Genomic DNA, 16,245 nt, shown 5'->3' with positions numbered 1-16,245 from the left:
GGCTGTCATGTCGCATCAATCTGATTTGATCAGCGAGGACATCCTCGCCTACCTGGGCCAGCACGAACGTAAAGAACTGCTGCGCTTTCTGACCTGCGGTAACGTCGATGACGGCAAGAGCACCCTGATCGGGCGCCTGCTGCACGACTCCAAGATGATCTACGAAGATCACCTGGAAGCCATTACCCGCGATTCGAAAAAAGTCGGCACCACCGGTGAAGACATCGACCTAGCGTTGCTGGTCGACGGTCTGCAGGCCGAGCGTGAACAAGGCATCACCATCGATGTCGCGTACCGCTACTTCTCCACCGCCAAGCGCAAATTCATCATCGCCGACACCCCCGGCCATGAGCAGTACACCCGCAACATGGCCACCGGTGCTTCCACCTGTGACCTGGCGATCATCCTGGTCGACGCCCGTTACGGCGTGCAGACCCAGACCCGTCGCCACAGCTTCATCGCCTCGTTGCTGGGCATCAAGCACATCGTTGTGGCCATCAACAAGATGGACCTCAAGGACTTCGACCAGGGCGTGTTCGAGTCGATCAAGGCCGACTACCTGCAGTTCGCCGAAGGCCTGAAGATGAAGCCCACCAGCATGCACTTCGTGCCGATGTCCGCTCTGAAGGGCGACAACGTGGTGAACAAGTCCGAGCGTTCGCCGTGGTACACCGGCCAGTCGCTGATGGAAATCCTCGAGACCGTGGAAGTGGCGGGCGATCGCAACTTCACCGACCTGCGTTTCCCGGTGCAGTACGTCAACCGTCCGAACCTGAACTTCCGTGGTTTCGCCGGTACGCTGGCCAGCGGCATCGTCAAGAAAGGTGACGAAGTCGTGGTGCTGCCGTCGGGCAAGAGCAGCCGCGTGAAGTCCATCGTCACCTTCGAAGGTGAACTGGAACATGCCGGTCCAGGTCAGGCAGTCACGCTGACCATGGAAGATGAAATCGACATCTCCCGTGGCGACCTGTTGGTTCACGCCGACAACGTGCCGCCGGTGACCGACAGCTTCGAAGCCATGCTGGTGTGGATGGCTGAAGAGCCGATGCTGCCGGGCAAGAAATACGACATCAAGCGCGCCACCAGTTACGTGCCGGGCTCCATCGCCAGCATCGTCAACAAGGTCGACGTGAACACCCTGGAAGAAGGCCCGGCCAGCGCGTTGCAGTTGAACGAAATCGGCAAGGTCAAGATCGCGCTCGATGCGCCGATTGCCCTCGACGGTTACGACAGCAACCGCACCACCGGCGCCTTCATCATCATCGACCGCCTGACCAACGGCACCGTTGGCGCGGGCATGATCGTCGCCCAGCCTCTGGCCCATGGTAGCTCCACGCACCACGGCAAACTGGCCCACGTCGCCACCGAAGAGCGCGCACAGCGCTTCGGCCAGCAACCGGCCACCGTGTTGTTCAGCGGCTTGTCGGGCGCGGGCAAAAGCACCCTGGCCTATGCGGTCGAGCGCAAGCTGTTCGACCTGGGTCGTGCGGTGTTCGTACTCGATGGCCAGAACCTGCGTCACGACCTGAACAAAGGTCTGCCACAGGATCGCGCCGGGCGTACCGAAAACTGGCGTCGTGCCGCGCACGTGGCGCGTCAGTTCAACGAAGCCGGCCTGCTGACCCTGGCGGCGTTCGTTGCGCCGAGTGCCGAAGGTCGTGAACAGGCCCGGGAACTGATCGGCAAGGAGCGTCTGCTGACGGTCTACGTCCAGGCTTCGCCAACGGTCTGCGCCGAGCGTGATCCGCAAGGCCTGTACGCGGCTGCCGGGGATAACATCCCGGGCGAGTCCTTCCCGTACGACGTGCCGCTGGATGCCGACCTGGTCATCGACACCCAGTCCGTGTCTCTGGAAGAAGGCGTCAAGCAAGTGCTGGGTCTGCTGCGTGAGCGTGGCGCGATCTAAGGCTTGGCCGTAATTGAAAAACCCGCCGATGAGTGATCATCGGCGGGTTTTTTATGCCTTGTGATATTCAAATGTGGGAGCGGGCTTGCTCCGGGCGGCGTTCCGACGAATGCGGTGAGTCAGTCAATATCTATGTTGAATGTCAGTCTGCCTTCGCGAGCAAGCCCGCTCCCACATTGGTTCAGCGGCGGTCAGGAAATTCGCGGTGCATCTGCGCCAGCAGAGCATCCTTGTCCTGCCATAACTGATTGATCCAGCCCTGAAACTGCAGGCGATATTCACCATCCTGCTCGTAGTTCTTGCCGATGAACTGCGGCGGAATCTTCAGCTCTTCAAAGTGCACCACCACGTCCGCGACGTTCCCGCACAACAAATCCCAAAAACCAGGCCGCCCGCCCGGGTAGTGGATGGTCACGTTGACGATGGACTCCAGTTGCTCACCCATCGCATCCAGCACAAAGGCAATACCGCCGGCCTTGGGCTTGAGCAGGTACTTGAAGGGGGACTGTTGCTGGGCATGCTTGCCCTCGGTGAAGCGCGTGCCTTCGACGAAGTTGAAAATGCCCACCGGGTTGTCGCGGAATTTCGCACAGGTCTTGCGGGTGGTTTCCAGGTCCTTGCCTTTCTTTTCCGGGTGCTTCTCCAGGTACGCCTTGGAGTAGCGCTTCATGAACGGAAAGCCCAGCGCCCACCAGGCCAGGCCGATCACCGGGACCCAGATCAGCTCCTGCTTGAGAAAGAACTTCAGCGGTTGAATGCGCCGGTTGAGCACGTATTGCAGCACCAGAATGTCGACCCAGCTCTGGTGGTTGCTGGTGATCAGGTACGAGTGCTGGTAGTCGAGACCCTGCAGACCGCTGATGTGCCAGCGGGTGCGACGGACCAGGTTCATCCAGCCTTTGTTGATGCTGATCCAGGCTTCATGGGTATGGCTCATCAGCCAGCGTGCGATGCGCTGGGTGAAAGTGAACGGCAATACCTTGACCAGCGCCACGCAGAACAGGAACGAGCAGAGCAATATTGTGTTCAGTGCCAACAGCAGCGCGGCGATCACGCCGCGCAACGGGGCGGGGAGGAAGTCCAGCATTTACACATCCATAGGTCGGTTGGCGGCTTGAATCGCGGTCAGGGCGATGGTGTAGACGATGTCATCGACCTGCGCGCCGCGCGGCAAATCGTTCACCGGTTTGCGCAGGCCTTGCAGCATCGGCCCGAGGCTGACGCAGTCGGCGCTGCGCTGCACGGCCTTGTGGGTGGTATTGCCGGTGTTGAGGTCGGGGAACACGTACACCGTGGCGCGGCCGGCCACCTGACTGTTCGGCGCCAATTGCCGGGCCACGTTTTCGTTGGCGGCGGCGTCGTACTGCAAAGGGCCGTCGATGAGCAGCGAGTGCTGTTGTTCGTGGGCGAGCAGGGTAGCCTCGCGGACCTTCTCGACTTCTTCGCCGCTCGCCGAATCGCCACTGGAGTAGCTGATCATCGCCACCCGTGGCGTGATGCCGAATGCGGCGGCCGAATCAGCGCTTTGCAGGGCGATCTCAGCCAGTTCGCTGGCGCTTGGGTGCGGGTTCATCACGCAGTCGCCATAGACCAGCACCTCTTCCGGAAACAGCATGAAGAACACCGACGACACCAGGGTGCAGCCCGGCGCCGTCTTGATCAACTGCAGGGCCGGGCGGATGGTGTTGGCGGTGGTGTTGATCACGCCCGAGACGAGACCGTCGACTTCATCCAGGGCCAGCATCATGGTGCCGATCACCACGGTGTCTTCCAGTTGTTGCTCGGCCATCGGCGCATTGAGGCTTTTGCTCTTGCGCAGCGCAACCATCGGCTCGACATAGCGCTCGCGGATCAAGTCCGGATCAATGATTTCCAAGCCAGGTGGCAACTCGATGCCCTGGGCGCGGGCGACAGCCTGCACGTCCTCGGGCTTGGCCAGCAACACACAGCGAGCGATGCCACGGGCCTGGCAGATCGCGGCGGCCTGCACGGTGAACGGTTCGCTGCCTTCGGGCAACACGATGCGCTTGTTGGCCGCCTGGGCGCGCTGGATCAGTTGATAGCGGAACACCGCTGGCGACAGACGCATCTCCCGTGGTGTGCCGCAGCGCTGATGCAACCAGTTGGCATCGAGGTGGCCGGCGATGAAGTCGGTGATGATTTCCGCGCGCTCGCGGTCATCGATAGGGATTTCCTTGTTCAGGCCATTGAGCAGGTTGGCGGTGTCGTAGGAGCCGGTGCTCACCGACAGCACCGGCAGTCCGGCCTGCAGGGCGCCACGGCACAGGTCCATGATGCGTGGGTCGGGCAAGGTGTCGCTGGTCAGCAGCAGGCCGGCCAGAGGCACGCCGTTCAACGCCGCCAGGCTGACGGCGAGGATGATGTCGTCGCGGTCGCCGGGGGTCACCACCAGCACGCCGGGCTTGAGCAACTCCACGGTGTTGCGCATGGTGCGGGCGCAAATGATGATTTTGGTCATGCGCCGGGTTTCATAATCACCGGCGTTGAGCACTTGCGCACCCATCAGGTCGGCGACGTCGCGGGTGCGCGGGGCGTTCAGTTCCGGCTGGAACGGAATGCAGCCGAGCAAGCGGAAATCACCGCTGCGCAGCAACGGCGAATGCTCCTTCAGGCGCGTGGCGAAGGCCTCCATGCTTTCTTCGGTCTTGACCTTGTTGAGGATCACGCCGAGGACTTTCGGGTCTTTCGGGCCACCGAACAATTGCGCCTGCAACTCGACGCGACCGGAGAGCTCGGTCAACACTTCGTTTTCCGGTGCCGAGACCAGGATCACCTCGGCGTCGAGGCTCTTGGCCAGGTGCAGGTTGACCCGCGCGGCGTAACTGGCGCTGCGGGTCGGCACCATGCCTTCGACGATCAGCACGTCCTTGCCGATGGCGGCCTGCTGATACAGGGTGATGATTTCTTCGAGCAACTCATCGAGCTGGCCGTCGCCGAGCATGCGCTCGACATGGGCCAGGCCCAGTGGCTGAGGCGGTTTCAGGCCGTGGGTGCGCGCCACCAGTTCGGTGGAACGTTCCGGGCCCGTGTCGCCTGGATGCGGCTGGGCAATCGGTTTGAAAAAGCCGACCTTGAGCCCGGCTCGCTCAAGGGTACGCACCAGCCCGAGGCTGATGGAGGTCAGACCCACACCAAAATCGGTGGGCGCGATAAAAAAAGTTTGCATGCGGATTCTCTAAGGGAGCAGGCAATGGTGAGCACCTATGACTGGCGATCTACCGAAATTCAGTCGCCAAGGTTATCGCTAACCGAGCCTTGTGCGCACCAACCGCAGGCAAAGGGTTGGCCTATTTTTTCCTGGCGTTGCGCAGGGTCCATGACCCAGGCGCGGGATTGCCAGGGTGGTTGGTGCCGCAGGTGTTGGGTATGGCCGCAGGAAAGCTCGGCCACCCAGTGACCGTCCTCGTCCTGATGAAAACCCGTGACCGTCGAATCCCGTCTGTCCGGGTTGTGTTCGCTTTCGGACGATTGCTTCGCTAAACTTGGCCCTTCAATCTTCTTATGCAAAAGGTCTCGCCCCATGCTGATCGCCGCCAATAAGGCTGTCTCCATTGACTATACCCTGACCAACGACGCTGGTGAGGTCATCGACAGCTCCGCCGGCGGCGCGCCGCTGGTCTACCTGCAAGGCGCAGGCAACATCATCCCGGGCCTGGAAAAGGCTCTGGAAGGCAAGGCTGTCGGCGACGAGCTGACCGTAGCCGTTGAACCGGAAGACGCTTACGGCGAATACGCTGCCGAACTGGTCAGCACCCTGAGCCGCAGCATGTTCGAAGGCGTCGACGAGCTGGAAGTGGGCATGCAGTTCCACGCTTCCGCTCCGGACGGCCAGATGCAGATCGTGACCATCCGTGATCTGGACGGCGACGACGTGACCGTTGACGGCAACCACCCGTTGGCCGGTCAGCGCCTGAATTTCCAGGTCAAGATCGTTGCTATCCGTGACGCCAGCCAGGAAGAAATCGCTCATGGCCACGTCCATGGCGAAGGTGGCCATCACCACTGATTTCTGCGCTAAGCTCAGATAACTGGAGAGGCGCCCTGTGGGCGCCTTTTTAGTATGCGGCTGTCCCTGACGACGCCGCCAAGTGGCTGTTTCGAAAAGAACACGGGAATCTGGAGTACGTCATGAGTGCTTTTCACGACCTTAAATTGACAGCCCTGAATGGTCAGGAGCTACCTCTGGCGCCTTTCAAAGGCCAAGTCGTGCTGGTGGTCAATGTCGCTTCCAAATGCGGCTTGACCCCGCAGTACGCGGCGCTGGAAAACCTCTACCAGCAATACAAGGCCAAAGGCTTCAGCGTGTTGGGCTTGCCGTGCAACCAGTTTGCCGGGCAGGAACCGGGGACCGAGCAGGAGATCAAAACGTTCTGCGATCTCAACTATGGCGTGACCTTTCCGTTGTCGAGCAAGCTGGAAGTCAACGGGCATGACCGTCATCAGTTGTACCGCTTGCTGGCGGGCGAGGGCGCGGAATTTCCCGGTGATATCACCTGGAACTTCGAGAAGTTCCTGCTGGGCAAGGACGGCCGCGTACTGGCAAGGTTCTCGCCACGCACTGCTCCGGACGATCCCAGCGTCGTTCAGGCGATTGAAAAAGCCCTGAAGTAATCCTCCCTTCGTAGGAGCGAGCTCGCTCGCGATGGTTGTAGGAACACCGCGGGGCATCAGACCGCCAGCGTTATCGTTGACCACCATCGCGAGCAAGCTCGCTCCTACATCACCCAAATCAATAGTGCTGTTCAGTACGCGCGAACCTCCATATTATCACCGTCATAAAGTCATTCCATGTGGAGCGTCCCATGCCCGTCAAAGCCCTGTTCAAACCGTTCCACCTCGGCACCCTCGAGCTGCCGACCCGCGTCGTCATGGCGCCGATGACCCGCTCCTTTTCTCCGGGCGGCGTGCCTAATTCCAAGGTGATCGAATACTACCGTCGACGCGCCGCTGCGGGCGTCGGCCTGATCATCACCGAAGGCACCACCGTCGGTCACAAGGCTTCCAACGGTTACCCGAACGTTCCGCATTTCTACGGTGAAGCGGCCCTGGCCGGCTGGAAGAAAGTCGTCGACGCCGTTCACGCCGAAGGCGGCAAGATCGTGCCGCAGTTGTGGCATGTGGGCAGCGTACGTCGTATCGGCACCGAGCCGGACGCCAGCGTGCCGGGTTATGGCCCGTCGGAAAAAATCAAGGAAGGTCAGGTCGTGGTGCATGGCATGACCAAGCAGGATATCCAGGACGTGATCGCCGCGTTCGCCCAGGCCGCCAAGGATGCACAGAGCATCGGCATGGACGGCGTGGAAATCCACGGTGCCCACGGTTACCTGATCGACCAGTTCTTCTGGGAAGGCAGCAACCAGCGTACCGACGAGTACGGCGGCAGCCTGGCCAACCGTTCGCGCTTCGCCATTGAATTGATTCAGGCGGTGCGTGCCGCGGTCGGTGAGGGTTTCCCGATCATCTTCCGTTTCTCCCAGTGGAAGCAGCAGGACTACACCGCACGCCTGGTGCAAACCCCGGAAGCCTTGGGCGAGTTCCTCAAACCGTTGGCCGACGCAGGCGTGGATATTTTCCACTGCTCGACCCGCCGCTTCTGGGAGCCGGAGTTCGACGGTTCCGAGTTGAACCTGGCTGGCTGGACCCGCCAACTCACCGGCAAGCCGACCATCACCGTGGGCAGCGTCGGCCTGGACGGCGAGTTCCTGCAGTTCATGGTCAACACCGACAAGGTCGCACAACCGGCCAGCCTGGAAAAGCTGCTGGAGCGCCTGAACAACGACGAGTTCGACCTGGTGGCGGTCGGTCGCGCGTTGCTGGTGGACCCGGACTGGGCGCAGAAAGTGCGTGACGGCCGTGAGGAAGACATTCTGCCGTTCAGCCGTGAGGCGTTGATGACCTTGGTTTAAGCGGCACTTGGACTGACGCTTTCGCGAGCAAGCCCGCTCCCACAAGTAACCGCGTTCTCTCAGGGAAATGCGATCAAGTGTGGGAGCGGGCTTGCTCGCGAAGGCTGACTCAAAAACACAGCAAATCAGGGAACAGTCGGTGCATTCGGCACCACCATCTCCCCGGCACACGCCCCGCGCAGCTGTCCCTCGAACTGCTCGATGATCGTCGCCCAGCCCTGGCGACTGGCATGCTGGCGCGCATTGAGACGTACATTGCGCAAGGTTTCCCTTTCCTCCAGCAGCCATGCCGCGGCATCGCAGAATGCTTCTTCATCCCCCGGCATCGCCAACACTCCGTTGTAGCCATGACGTATATGCTGGGCGGCCGCCGCCTGATCGTAGGCCACCACGCCGAGCCCCGAGGCAAGTGCTTCAAGTACCACATTGCCGAACGTTTCAGTCAGGCTCGGAAACAGAAACACGTCGCCTGACGCGTAGTGACACGCCAGTGCTTCACCCCGTTGGGTACCGCAGAAAATCGCCTCGGGCATTTCGTTTTGCAGTTCCTGGCGCTGCGGGCCATCGCCGACCACGATCAGTTTCAGGATGCGCTGGGGATAACTCGCCTTGAGGGTATTGAAGGTGCGCTTGAGCAGGCCGAGATTTTTTTCCGCGGCCAGGCGTCCGACATGAATGACGGCGATGTCTTCCTCGGCCAGTCCCCATTGCTCGCGCAGGGCATTCAGACGTTTGGCCGGGTGAAACAGTTCGCTGTCGACCCCTCGGGACAGCAACGCGAGTCGCTCGAAATGCCGCCGCTCCAGTTCCATGCGCTGACTGACGCTGGGCACCAGGGTCATGGTCGAGCGGTTGTGGAACCAGCGCAGGTAGTGAGTCAGCAGGCGCGTGAGCAAACCAAGCCCGTACTGGTTGGAGTACTGCTGGAAATTGGTGTGGAACCCGCTGACCACGGAAATTCCCAGTCGCCGTGCCGCACGCAAGGCCGACAGGCCCAGCGGGCCCTCGGTGGCAATGTAGAGCACGTCCGGGCGGTGGCGCGTCCAGCGCCGCAGCAGTTTGTGCATCGACGACTGACCCCATTGCAAACCGGGATAGCCCGGTAGCGGCCAGCCGCGGCACAGCAGCAACTCATCGTCGCTGCCCAACTGCTGGTCGCAGCCCTGACGCGGTCGCACCAACTCCACTTGATGCCCGCGCGCGCGCAAGCCGTCGCACAAGCGACCAAGGGTATTGGCCACGCCGTTGATTTCGGGAGGGAAGGTTTCGGTGATCAGGGTGATATGCAGAGCTGTCGTCATGACCCCAGTGTCGGTTGGGGCCATGTCGTCAGTGTGACGTCGGGATGATGGATTTGTGACTCAGCGCTGTGCCACCAGGTTTTCCGCGCCGCGTTCACGCACCCAGAACAGCGTCGCCCCGGCCACGGCGGCCGGCATCATCAGGATGTTGACCACCGGTATCAGCAGCACCAGATAGACGCTGCCGCCGAAGCTCATGCTCTGCCAGCGCTTCTGTCGCAGCCACGCGAGCATCTCGTTCCAGCCCAGCTTGTGGTTGTCCGCCGGGTAGTCGATGTACTGGATCGCCATCATCCACACCCCGAACAACAGCCACAGCGGCGCGGCGATGATGTTCACCACCGGGATGAACGAGAGGATGAACAACCCGATCGCCCGGGGCAGAAAATAGCCGAGCTTGCGCATTTCCCGGGCCAGGGTGCGCGGGATCATCGCAATCAGTTCACCCCAGCTGAAGGTCGGAAAATCATCGGTGCCGCGCACCACCACTTCGACTTTCTCCGCGAGGAAGCCGTTGAACGGCGCGGCAATGACGTTGGCGAGCATGGTGAAAGTGAAGAACACCATCAGTACGACGAGCACCACGAACAGCGGCCAGAGGATGTAGCTGAGAAAACTCAGCCAGTCGGGCAGGGACGGCATCAGCGTGTCGACCCACAGGCTGAATTGATGGCCGGCCAGATAGATCAATCCGACGAACAGCACCAGGTTGATCGCCAGTGGCAACAACACAAACAAACGCAGGCTGGGGCTGAGCACCAGCTTGAGGCCTTCGCGCAGGTATTGCGGGCCGGACAGGACAGGGGCGGGCATAAGGTGCTCCGGGCAGAGGGAAAACGCGCCGACCTTACCGGCTTTGCTGCACATGCGAAAGCGCGGTGGCGGTATCGACATTCACTGTAACAAAGACGTCGATATCGTCGGGCAGATTGCATAGAGACCACCTATGAGCTGGATTGTTAAACCGTATTTCCTTAATCTTCGCCCCCTCGATACGCTGCACCCAATCTTTTACAGGACGGTCGGGTTCAAGCCTTCCCCAAGTGCTTTCAACCGTTCTTTTTTATTCCAGCCGGCAATCCGGCGTTCCGCGCCAGGTGTTCCGGGCCGGTCAACAGGAGCAGGTCATGTCTGAAGTCCGTCATTCGCGAGTGATTATTCTCGGTTCCGGCCCTGCCGGTTACAGCGCCGCGGTCTATGCCGCCCGTGCCAACCTCAAGCCACTGCTGATCACCGGCATGCAGGCCGGCGGTCAACTGACCACCACCACCGAAGTCGACAACTGGCCGGGCGACGTCCACGGCCTGACCGGCCCGGCGCTGATGGAGCGGATGCGCGAGCACGCCGAGCGCTTTGAAACCGAGATCGTTTTCGATCACATCAATGCCGTGGACTTCGCTGCCAAGCCGTACACCCTGACCGGCGACAGCGCGACTTACACTTGCGACGCCCTGATCATCGCCACCGGCGCCAGCGCTCGTTACCTGGGCCTGCCATCGGAAGAAGCGTTCATGGGCAAAGGCGTCTCCGCCTGCGCAACCTGCGACGGTTTCTTCTATCGCAACAAGCCGGTTGCCGTGGTTGGCGGCGGCAACACCGCTGTCGAAGAAGCCCTGTACCTGGCCAACATCGCCAGCAAGGTCACTCTGATCCACCGTCGCGAAACCTTCCGCGCCGAGAAGATCCTGATCGACAAGCTGAACGCCCGCGTTGCCGAAGGCAAGATCGAGCTGAAGCTCAACGCAACCCTGGATGAAGTGCTGGGCGACAACATGGGCGTGACCGGTGCCCGCCTGAAGAACAACGACGGCAGCTTCGACGAAGTGAAAGTCGACGGCGTGTTCATCGCCATCGGCCACACTCCGAACACTTCGCTGTTCGAAGGCCAGTTGACCCTGAAAGATGGCTACCTGGTCGTGCAGGGCGGCCGTGACGGCAACGCTACTGCCACCAACCTCGAAGGCATCTTCGCCGCCGGTGACGTGGCTGACCACGTGTACCGTCAGGCCATCACCTCGGCTGGCGCCGGTTGCATGGCGGCACTGGATGCCGAGCGTTACCTGGACAATCTGCAGAACGCTTGATTCTGTAGAAACGAAAAAACCGGCTTCGGCCGGTTTTTTTTGCCTTCGGAAAATACACATGTCCCTGTAGGAGCGAGCTTGCTCCGGGCGGCGTTCCGACGATGGTCGTCAACGATAACGCTGGGAGCCTGACACCCCGCGGAGCTCTCAGGTTCTTCGCGAGCATGCTCGCTCCTACAGTGGGCGCTGTGGTTCAGGCCAGTTTCTTCAGGCACGCCTCAAGGATATCCAGCCCTTCCTCCAGCACCGTCGCCTCGGTGGTCAATGGCGCCAGCAAGCGAATGATGTGCCGCGACTTGCCGCTGGGCATCAGCAGCAACCCGGAGTCCCGCGCCAGGGCCAGCAGTTGGGTCAATTGTGCCGGTGCTGGCGAGCCATCGGCGTTGATCAACTCGATGCCGCGCATGGCGCCGACGCCGGTCAGACGCCCCAGATACGGCGTCAGCCTACTTGAGCGCCAGGCTTCATAGCGGCCGACAATCGCCTCTTCCTGTTGCGTGCCCCAGGCGTGCAGGTTGGCATCGGTCATTTCGTCCAGGGTCGCCAATGCCGCCGCACAGGCGATGGGGTTGCCGGAATAGGTGCCTCCAAGGCCGCCCTTGGGCAGGTTATCCAGCAGCGATCTGCGCCCGACCACCGCTCCCAGCGGCACGCCGCCGGCGATGCTTTTGCCGAGCAGGATCAAGTCAGGCTCGATACCCAGTCGCGAAAATGCAAAGCGTTGGCCGGTACGACCGAAACCGGACTGGATTTCATCGGCGATCAGCACAATGCCCTTGTCGTCGCAGAATTTGCGCAACGTCTGGGCGAACTCGGCCTCCATGGCCAGGAAACCTGCTTCGCCCTGCACCGGCTCGACAATAAAACACGCCACGTCGTCGACATCGATCTCGACGCTGAACAGGCGCTCCATGGCCTTCAGCGCATCGGCGCAAGTCACGCCGTTGTCCTGGCTGGGGAAAGGCAGGTGATACACCGGCCCCGGCAGCACGCCGACTTTCTGTTTGTAGGGCGCGACTTTGCCATTGAGGTTGAGCGTTGCCAGCGTGCGGCCGTGAAACGCGCCGTCGAAGGCGATAACCGCGGTGCGGCCGGTGGCGCCACGGACGATCTTCAGGGCGTTCTCCGCCGCTTCCGCGCCGCTGTTGGTGAGCATGCCGCTGACCGGGTAATCCACCGGTATGAACGTGCTGAGGCGATCCATCAACTCGAGGTAGGGCACATGGGGCGCGGCGTTGAACGCATAGTGGGTCAGTCGGGTGGCTTGTTCGCGAATGGCCTCGACGATGCGCGGATGGCAATGGCCAAGGTTCAGCACGCCGATGCCGCCGACAAAGTCGATGTAGCGTTTGCCGTCAGTGTCCCAGACCTCGGCGTTTTTGCCGTGGCTGAGGGTGACAGGGTGAACGATGTTGATCGACTGGCTGATGGTTTCGCTGCGCATGAATGACCGGCTCGGAAGTAGGAGGACTTCTTTTTATCTAAGCCGTGAGCGGTGGTGCGCGGCAAACGAAATAAAGTTGCCGGGTCAATCTTAAAAGTCGGGTTGTGCTTGTGATCCATTCCGCGCCATGAACGCAAAACCTGTAGGAGCGAGCTTGCTCGCGATGGTCGTGAACGATGACGCTGGGTGCCTGACACCCCGTGGCGTTCTTCAGTCCATCGCGAGCGGGCTCGCTCCTACAGGTTTAATCGGCAGCGAATTAAATCAGCGGCGAGTCAGCGGTTGCTGAGAGAACTTCACACCGGCCAGACCATGGGCGATCAACGCGCGGATATTGCCGTGATCGCTGCCTTCCGGCGTCGCCAACACCGAGCGGTAATGCTCGCCGAAAGCCAGCAGGGCTTCCGCATCGCTCAAGCCTTCGAGCAGCGCCAGACCCAGGGTCTTGCACGAGCCTTCGTTTTGCCCGGCCGCGTTTTCCACGCCGCCATTGTTGAAGGCCTGAGGCTGATAGTCGTAACCGGCGGCGATGAAGGCCAGGGTGTCGGCGAAGGCGTGTTCGCCGCTGTTGAGGCTGGCGCGCAGGGTGTTCAAATCACTCATTGGGTTTTCCTTTGGCGAACGCCGCTTGTTGTTCGGCGCTGGCTTCTTGCTGATATTGGGCTTTCCATTCGGCGTACGGCATGCCGTAAACCACTTCGCGGGCTTCGTCGAGGCTGACCTCGATCTGGCGCTCGTCAGCCGCCGCCTTGTACCACTTGGACAGGCAGTTGCGGCAGAAGCCCGAGAGGTTCATCAGGTCGATGTTCTGCACATCCTTGCGGCTGTCCAGGTGGGCCACCAGCCGGCGAAAGGCGGCGGCTTCGAGTTCCAGGCGTTGTTGATCGTTCATGGGAGGTCTCTGCGAGACAGCTGGGAGCTGCAAGATGGATTGCGGTAGGTCGAAGTTTACAGCCTGGCGCTTGAAGCTTGTAGCTAGCGGCTCGCTGCAAGCGTAATCGATACCGACTCGGCGAATCGCAGCGCGTGGGGCTTGTCGACTTCCACCTCGGCGTAGAGCACCGATGCGTTGGCCATCACCAGGTCGAGAATTTCCTGGGTCAGGCGTTCGAGCAGCGCAAAGCGGTTGCCTTCCACGTGGGCGATGATCGCCTTGGTGATCGTGCGGTAGTTCAACGCGTGATCGATGTCGTTGTCCCGTACCGCTTCCTGGGCTGCGTACAGAATGGTGAGGTTGATCAGCACATCCTGCTTGTTGAGGATTTCGTCCTCATTGATGCCGATGAAGGTACGCAGGCACAGGTCTTTGACCCGGATGCGTGCCATGCCTGGCTGAAGTTGTGGCATTGCTACTTGCTCCGTCCAATCAATTGCAGGAACTCCTGGCGGGTGTTGCTCGACTCGCGGAAGGCGCCGAGCATCACCGAGGTGTTCATGGTCGAATTCTGTTTCTCGACGCCGCGCATCATCATGCACATGTGCTGCGCTTCGATGACCACTGCGACGCCTGCTGCGCCGGTCACCTGTTGCACGGCTTCGGCGATTTGCCGGGTGAGGTTTTCCTGGATTTGCAGGCGCCGGGCGAACATGTCCACCAGCCGTGCAATCTTCGACAGGCCCAGCACCTTGCCGGTTGGAATATAAGCCACATGCGCCTTGCCGATGAAGGGCAGCATGTGGTGTTCGCAAAGCGAGTACAGCTCGATGTTGTCGACGATCACCATTTCATCGTTGTCGGAGGCGAACAGCGCGCCATTGACGATCTCTTCGACACTTTGCTCGTAACCATGGCAAAGGTACTGCATGGCTTTGGCCGCGCGCATCGGCGTATCGAGCAACCCTTCGCGGTCGGGGTTTTCGCCGACGCCGATGAGGATCTCGCGATAGCTCTGGGACAGGGCGTTCTGGGGCAGGGATAACGTCATGGTAAATCCTCGCGGGACACTTATTTGATGTGCCTTCCGCCATTGACGGTCAGGGTGGTGCCGGTGACATAAGGGTTGTCGAGCAGATAGCGCAGGCTCTGGTAGATCACTTCGCAGCCAGGCTCGATGCCCAGCGCGGACTTGGCCAGCGCTTTGGCGCGGTAGGCGGCGTCGTCCTCAGGCTTGAACAGTAGCAGGGCTGGCGCAATCCCGTTGACCTTGATGGCCGGCGCGTACCTGGCGGCGAAGGACAGGGTCAGGCTGTCGAGCCCGGCTTTGCTGGCGCAATAGCCGATGTGCTTGCTGCTGCCCCTGCGGGTCACGTCATCGCTGATGTGCACGATGTCGGCGGGGCTCGAGCGTTGCAGCAGTTCGGCGCAATGCAGGTTGATCAGGTAAGGCGCCAGCATGTGCACGCTGAACATGCGGGTGAATGCTGCGGCGTCAGTGTCCGGTGTTTCGGCCAGCCATTCGGAGGCGTTGTGGACAATCGCCCGCAAACAGTCGGTGTGGGTTTTCAGTTCGCCGATGAAGGCGAGGATCCCGGCCTCGCTGGCGAAGTCCGCGAACATCGCAGTGGCCCCCAGATCGCGCAGGGCTTGCACACCGGGACGCTCGCTGCGGTAGCTGAAAATCACGCGATGGCCATCTTCCAGCAGTCGCCGGGCGCAGTGCAGGCCGACACGCTGGCCGGCGCCGGTAATGAGGATAGGGGCTGCGGAAGAAGTCATGAACGGCTCGCGTCGCGGTGAGAGCAAAACTATACCAGCGACGGGAGCACTCTACCTATTGTGTAAAACGGGCCTGTGTGGGAGCGGGCTTGCTCGCGAAAGCGTGATGTCAGACAGTACAAATGTTGACTGATACGCCGCCTTCGCGAGCAAGCCCGCTCCCACAAGAGATCATCAGTGGTTTTGTGTGGAGGGTTCGACGGGCAAGCGGCGCACGGGTGTGCTGTTCAGCCAATTGGCCAGCAGACGGGTCGAAAGCGGGATGAAGAAATACACCATCAACGGCGTCAGGCACAGGGTGCTGATGAACACCCGGGGCAGTAGCGCCATCTCGCTCAGCAGCGGCCCCAGCACAAAGTTGAACAGCAGTGAAACCGGAAAGAACGCCAGCCAGATCGCCACGGCCTGTTTCCAGCGCGGCGGGCGTTGGCCGGTGGCACCGAACCAACCCTCAATGCCGCTGACCCGATGTTCCGTCGGGTGGGCGAACAGCTCGCTGCCGCGTCCGAGCCAGGCGCTGCGCGAGGCGGAATGCTCCCAGGCATGCAGGGTCTGCTCGTCGGCGAAGCGAAAGATAATCTGGAATTCGTCATCGCCGGGCGGAGGTGCGAGTACGCCGGAGCCGAGGTAGCCAGGAAAGTCGGTGGCCAGTTGTTCGCCTTCGCGCAACCAGGTGATCAGGTCTTGATAGCGACCGTTGGCAACGCGACGCGCGACCATCAGCGTGACGGGTGGGGTAGACATTGTGTATCTCCATAAGACATTCGCGTCGCTCCGGATAGGAACTTCGCCAGGCGCAGCGCCGGGGTGGTGGGCTGCGACTCGGAACAAGCAAGGATTATTCCTGATTCTGCCGGTTTCGTCTTTTAGCGTTTTTCTTCGATTATGAACTTGAATCATTACAGTACAGCGGAGTTAGAATGGGAA

The 16,245-nt window shown here is 61.0% G+C and carries 17 protein-coding genes; 5 read left to right on the top strand and 12 right to left on the bottom strand.

Features of this window, described 5'->3' with window-relative positions; genetic code table 11:
• The first annotated feature begins 7 nt into the window (after positions 1–7).
• Positions 8–1,906 carry a sulfate adenylyltransferase subunit CysN gene (gene cysN / locus ACCD00_RS00810; protein ID WP_413421087.1) on the top strand — a complete coding sequence of 633 codons (1,899 nt, stop codon included), beginning with the start codon at positions 8–10 and terminating at the stop codon, positions 1,904–1,906.
• Between the two features lie 181 nt (positions 1,907–2,087).
• Here cysN and ACCD00_RS00805 read toward each other — a convergent pair whose 3' ends face one another.
• Genes ACCD00_RS00805 through ACCD00_RS00795 form a run of 3 tightly spaced genes read right to left on the bottom strand, consistent with a single transcriptional unit; the run spans position 2,088 to position 5,479 of the window.
• Positions 2,088–2,993: an acyltransferase gene (locus ACCD00_RS00805; RefSeq protein WP_413421085.1), complete on the bottom strand. Its 906-nt coding sequence runs from the start codon at positions 2,991–2,993 to the stop codon at positions 2,088–2,090.
• A complete protein-coding gene (gene pta / locus ACCD00_RS00800) occupies positions 2,994–5,093 on the bottom strand; it encodes a phosphate acetyltransferase (protein WP_413421083.1) in 2,100 nt (699 codons plus the stop codon).
• Positions 5,094–5,152: 59 nt separating this feature from the next.
• Positions 5,153–5,479 carry a DUF3565 domain-containing protein gene (locus ACCD00_RS00795; RefSeq protein ID WP_322615825.1) on the bottom strand — a complete coding sequence of 109 codons (327 nt, stop codon included), beginning with the start codon at positions 5,477–5,479 and terminating at the stop codon, positions 5,153–5,155.
• On the opposite strand from ACCD00_RS00795, the gene ACCD00_RS00790 reads away from it, so the two are divergent.
• The 3 genes from ACCD00_RS00790 (at position 5,448) to ACCD00_RS00780 (ending at position 7,833) form a co-directional block, all read left to right on the top strand.
• Positions 5,448–5,933: an FKBP-type peptidyl-prolyl cis-trans isomerase gene (locus ACCD00_RS00790; RefSeq protein WP_007942189.1), complete on the top strand. Its 486-nt coding sequence runs from the start codon at positions 5,448–5,450 to the stop codon at positions 5,931–5,933. The two genes, ACCD00_RS00795 and ACCD00_RS00790, sit on opposite strands and share 32 nt — an antisense overlap.
• 122 nt (positions 5,934–6,055) lie before the next feature.
• Positions 6,056–6,538 (top strand): glutathione peroxidase, encoded by a 483-nt coding sequence (locus tag ACCD00_RS00785; RefSeq protein WP_413421081.1) that lies wholly within the window; start codon positions 6,056–6,058, stop codon positions 6,536–6,538.
• A 191-nt stretch (positions 6,539–6,729) separates the two neighbouring features.
• Positions 6,730–7,833, top strand: coding sequence for an NADH:flavin oxidoreductase (locus ACCD00_RS00780; RefSeq protein ID WP_413421079.1), 1,104 nt, complete (start codon positions 6,730–6,732; stop codon positions 7,831–7,833).
• Between the two features lie 125 nt (positions 7,834–7,958).
• On the opposite strand, the gene ACCD00_RS00775 is transcribed toward ACCD00_RS00780, so the two are convergent.
• Together ACCD00_RS00775 and cysZ are read right to left on the bottom strand one after the other, a co-directional pair.
• Positions 7,959–9,158 (bottom strand): glycosyltransferase family 4 protein, encoded by a 1,200-nt coding sequence (locus tag ACCD00_RS00775; RefSeq protein WP_413421077.1) that lies wholly within the window; start codon positions 9,156–9,158, stop codon positions 7,959–7,961.
• 36 nt (positions 9,159–9,194) lie between these two features.
• A complete protein-coding gene (cysZ, locus tag ACCD00_RS00770) occupies positions 9,195–9,947 on the bottom strand; it encodes a sulfate transporter CysZ (RefSeq protein WP_218429322.1) in 753 nt (250 codons plus the stop codon).
• A 314-nt stretch (positions 9,948–10,261) separates the two neighbouring features.
• Between cysZ and trxB the strand changes: the two genes are divergently transcribed.
• On the top strand, positions 10,262–11,218 hold the full coding sequence (trxB, locus tag ACCD00_RS00765) for a thioredoxin-disulfide reductase (RefSeq protein WP_007970300.1): 957 nt from the start codon (positions 10,262–10,264) through the stop codon (positions 11,216–11,218).
• Between the two features lie 193 nt (positions 11,219–11,411).
• Here trxB and ACCD00_RS00760 read toward each other — a convergent pair whose 3' ends face one another.
• From ACCD00_RS00760 to ACCD00_RS00730, 7 genes are all read right to left on the bottom strand, one after another.
• Positions 11,412–12,662: an aspartate aminotransferase family protein gene (locus ACCD00_RS00760; RefSeq protein WP_413421074.1), complete on the bottom strand. Its 1,251-nt coding sequence runs from the start codon at positions 12,660–12,662 to the stop codon at positions 11,412–11,414.
• Positions 12,663–12,926: 264 nt separating this feature from the next.
• Positions 12,927–13,265 carry a HopJ type III effector protein gene (locus ACCD00_RS00755; RefSeq protein ID WP_413421072.1) on the bottom strand — a complete coding sequence of 113 codons (339 nt, stop codon included), beginning with the start codon at positions 13,263–13,265 and terminating at the stop codon, positions 12,927–12,929.
• Positions 13,258–13,554, bottom strand: a complete 297-nt coding sequence (locus tag ACCD00_RS00750; protein WP_015093518.1) for a DUF1244 domain-containing protein — start codon at positions 13,552–13,554, stop codon at positions 13,258–13,260. Before ACCD00_RS00750 ends, ACCD00_RS00755 begins: the two co-directional genes overlap by 8 nt.
• Positions 13,555–13,637: 83 nt before the next feature.
• Positions 13,638–14,009, bottom strand: a complete 372-nt coding sequence (gene folX / locus ACCD00_RS00745; protein WP_007970304.1) for a dihydroneopterin triphosphate 2'-epimerase — start codon at positions 14,007–14,009, stop codon at positions 13,638–13,640.
• Positions 14,010–14,011: 2 nt separating this feature from the next.
• Entirely contained in the window at positions 14,012–14,587 is a 576-nt protein-coding gene (gene folE / locus ACCD00_RS00740; RefSeq protein WP_413421069.1) for a GTP cyclohydrolase I FolE, read from the bottom strand.
• Positions 14,588–14,607: 20 nt separating this feature from the next.
• Complete coding sequence (gene folM / locus ACCD00_RS00735) at positions 14,608–15,318, bottom strand: dihydromonapterin reductase (RefSeq protein ID WP_413421067.1); 711 nt, start codon at positions 15,316–15,318, stop codon at positions 14,608–14,610.
• A 174-nt stretch (positions 15,319–15,492) separates the two neighbouring features.
• The gene (locus ACCD00_RS00730; RefSeq protein ID WP_413421065.1) at positions 15,493–16,062 is read right to left on the bottom strand and encodes an antibiotic biosynthesis monooxygenase; all 570 of its coding nucleotides are present in this window, start codon (positions 16,060–16,062) and stop codon (positions 15,493–15,495) included.
• Positions 16,063–16,245: the final 183 nt, after the last annotated feature.

The sequence above is a fragment of the Pseudomonas sp. Pseusp3 genome (assembly GCF_047304225.1).
Lineage (GTDB): Bacteria > Pseudomonadota > Gammaproteobacteria > Pseudomonadales > Pseudomonadaceae > Aquipseudomonas > Aquipseudomonas fluorescens_CD.
Note: the sequence above shows the minus strand (reverse complement) of the source record. Positions and strands in the feature narration are given on the sequence as shown.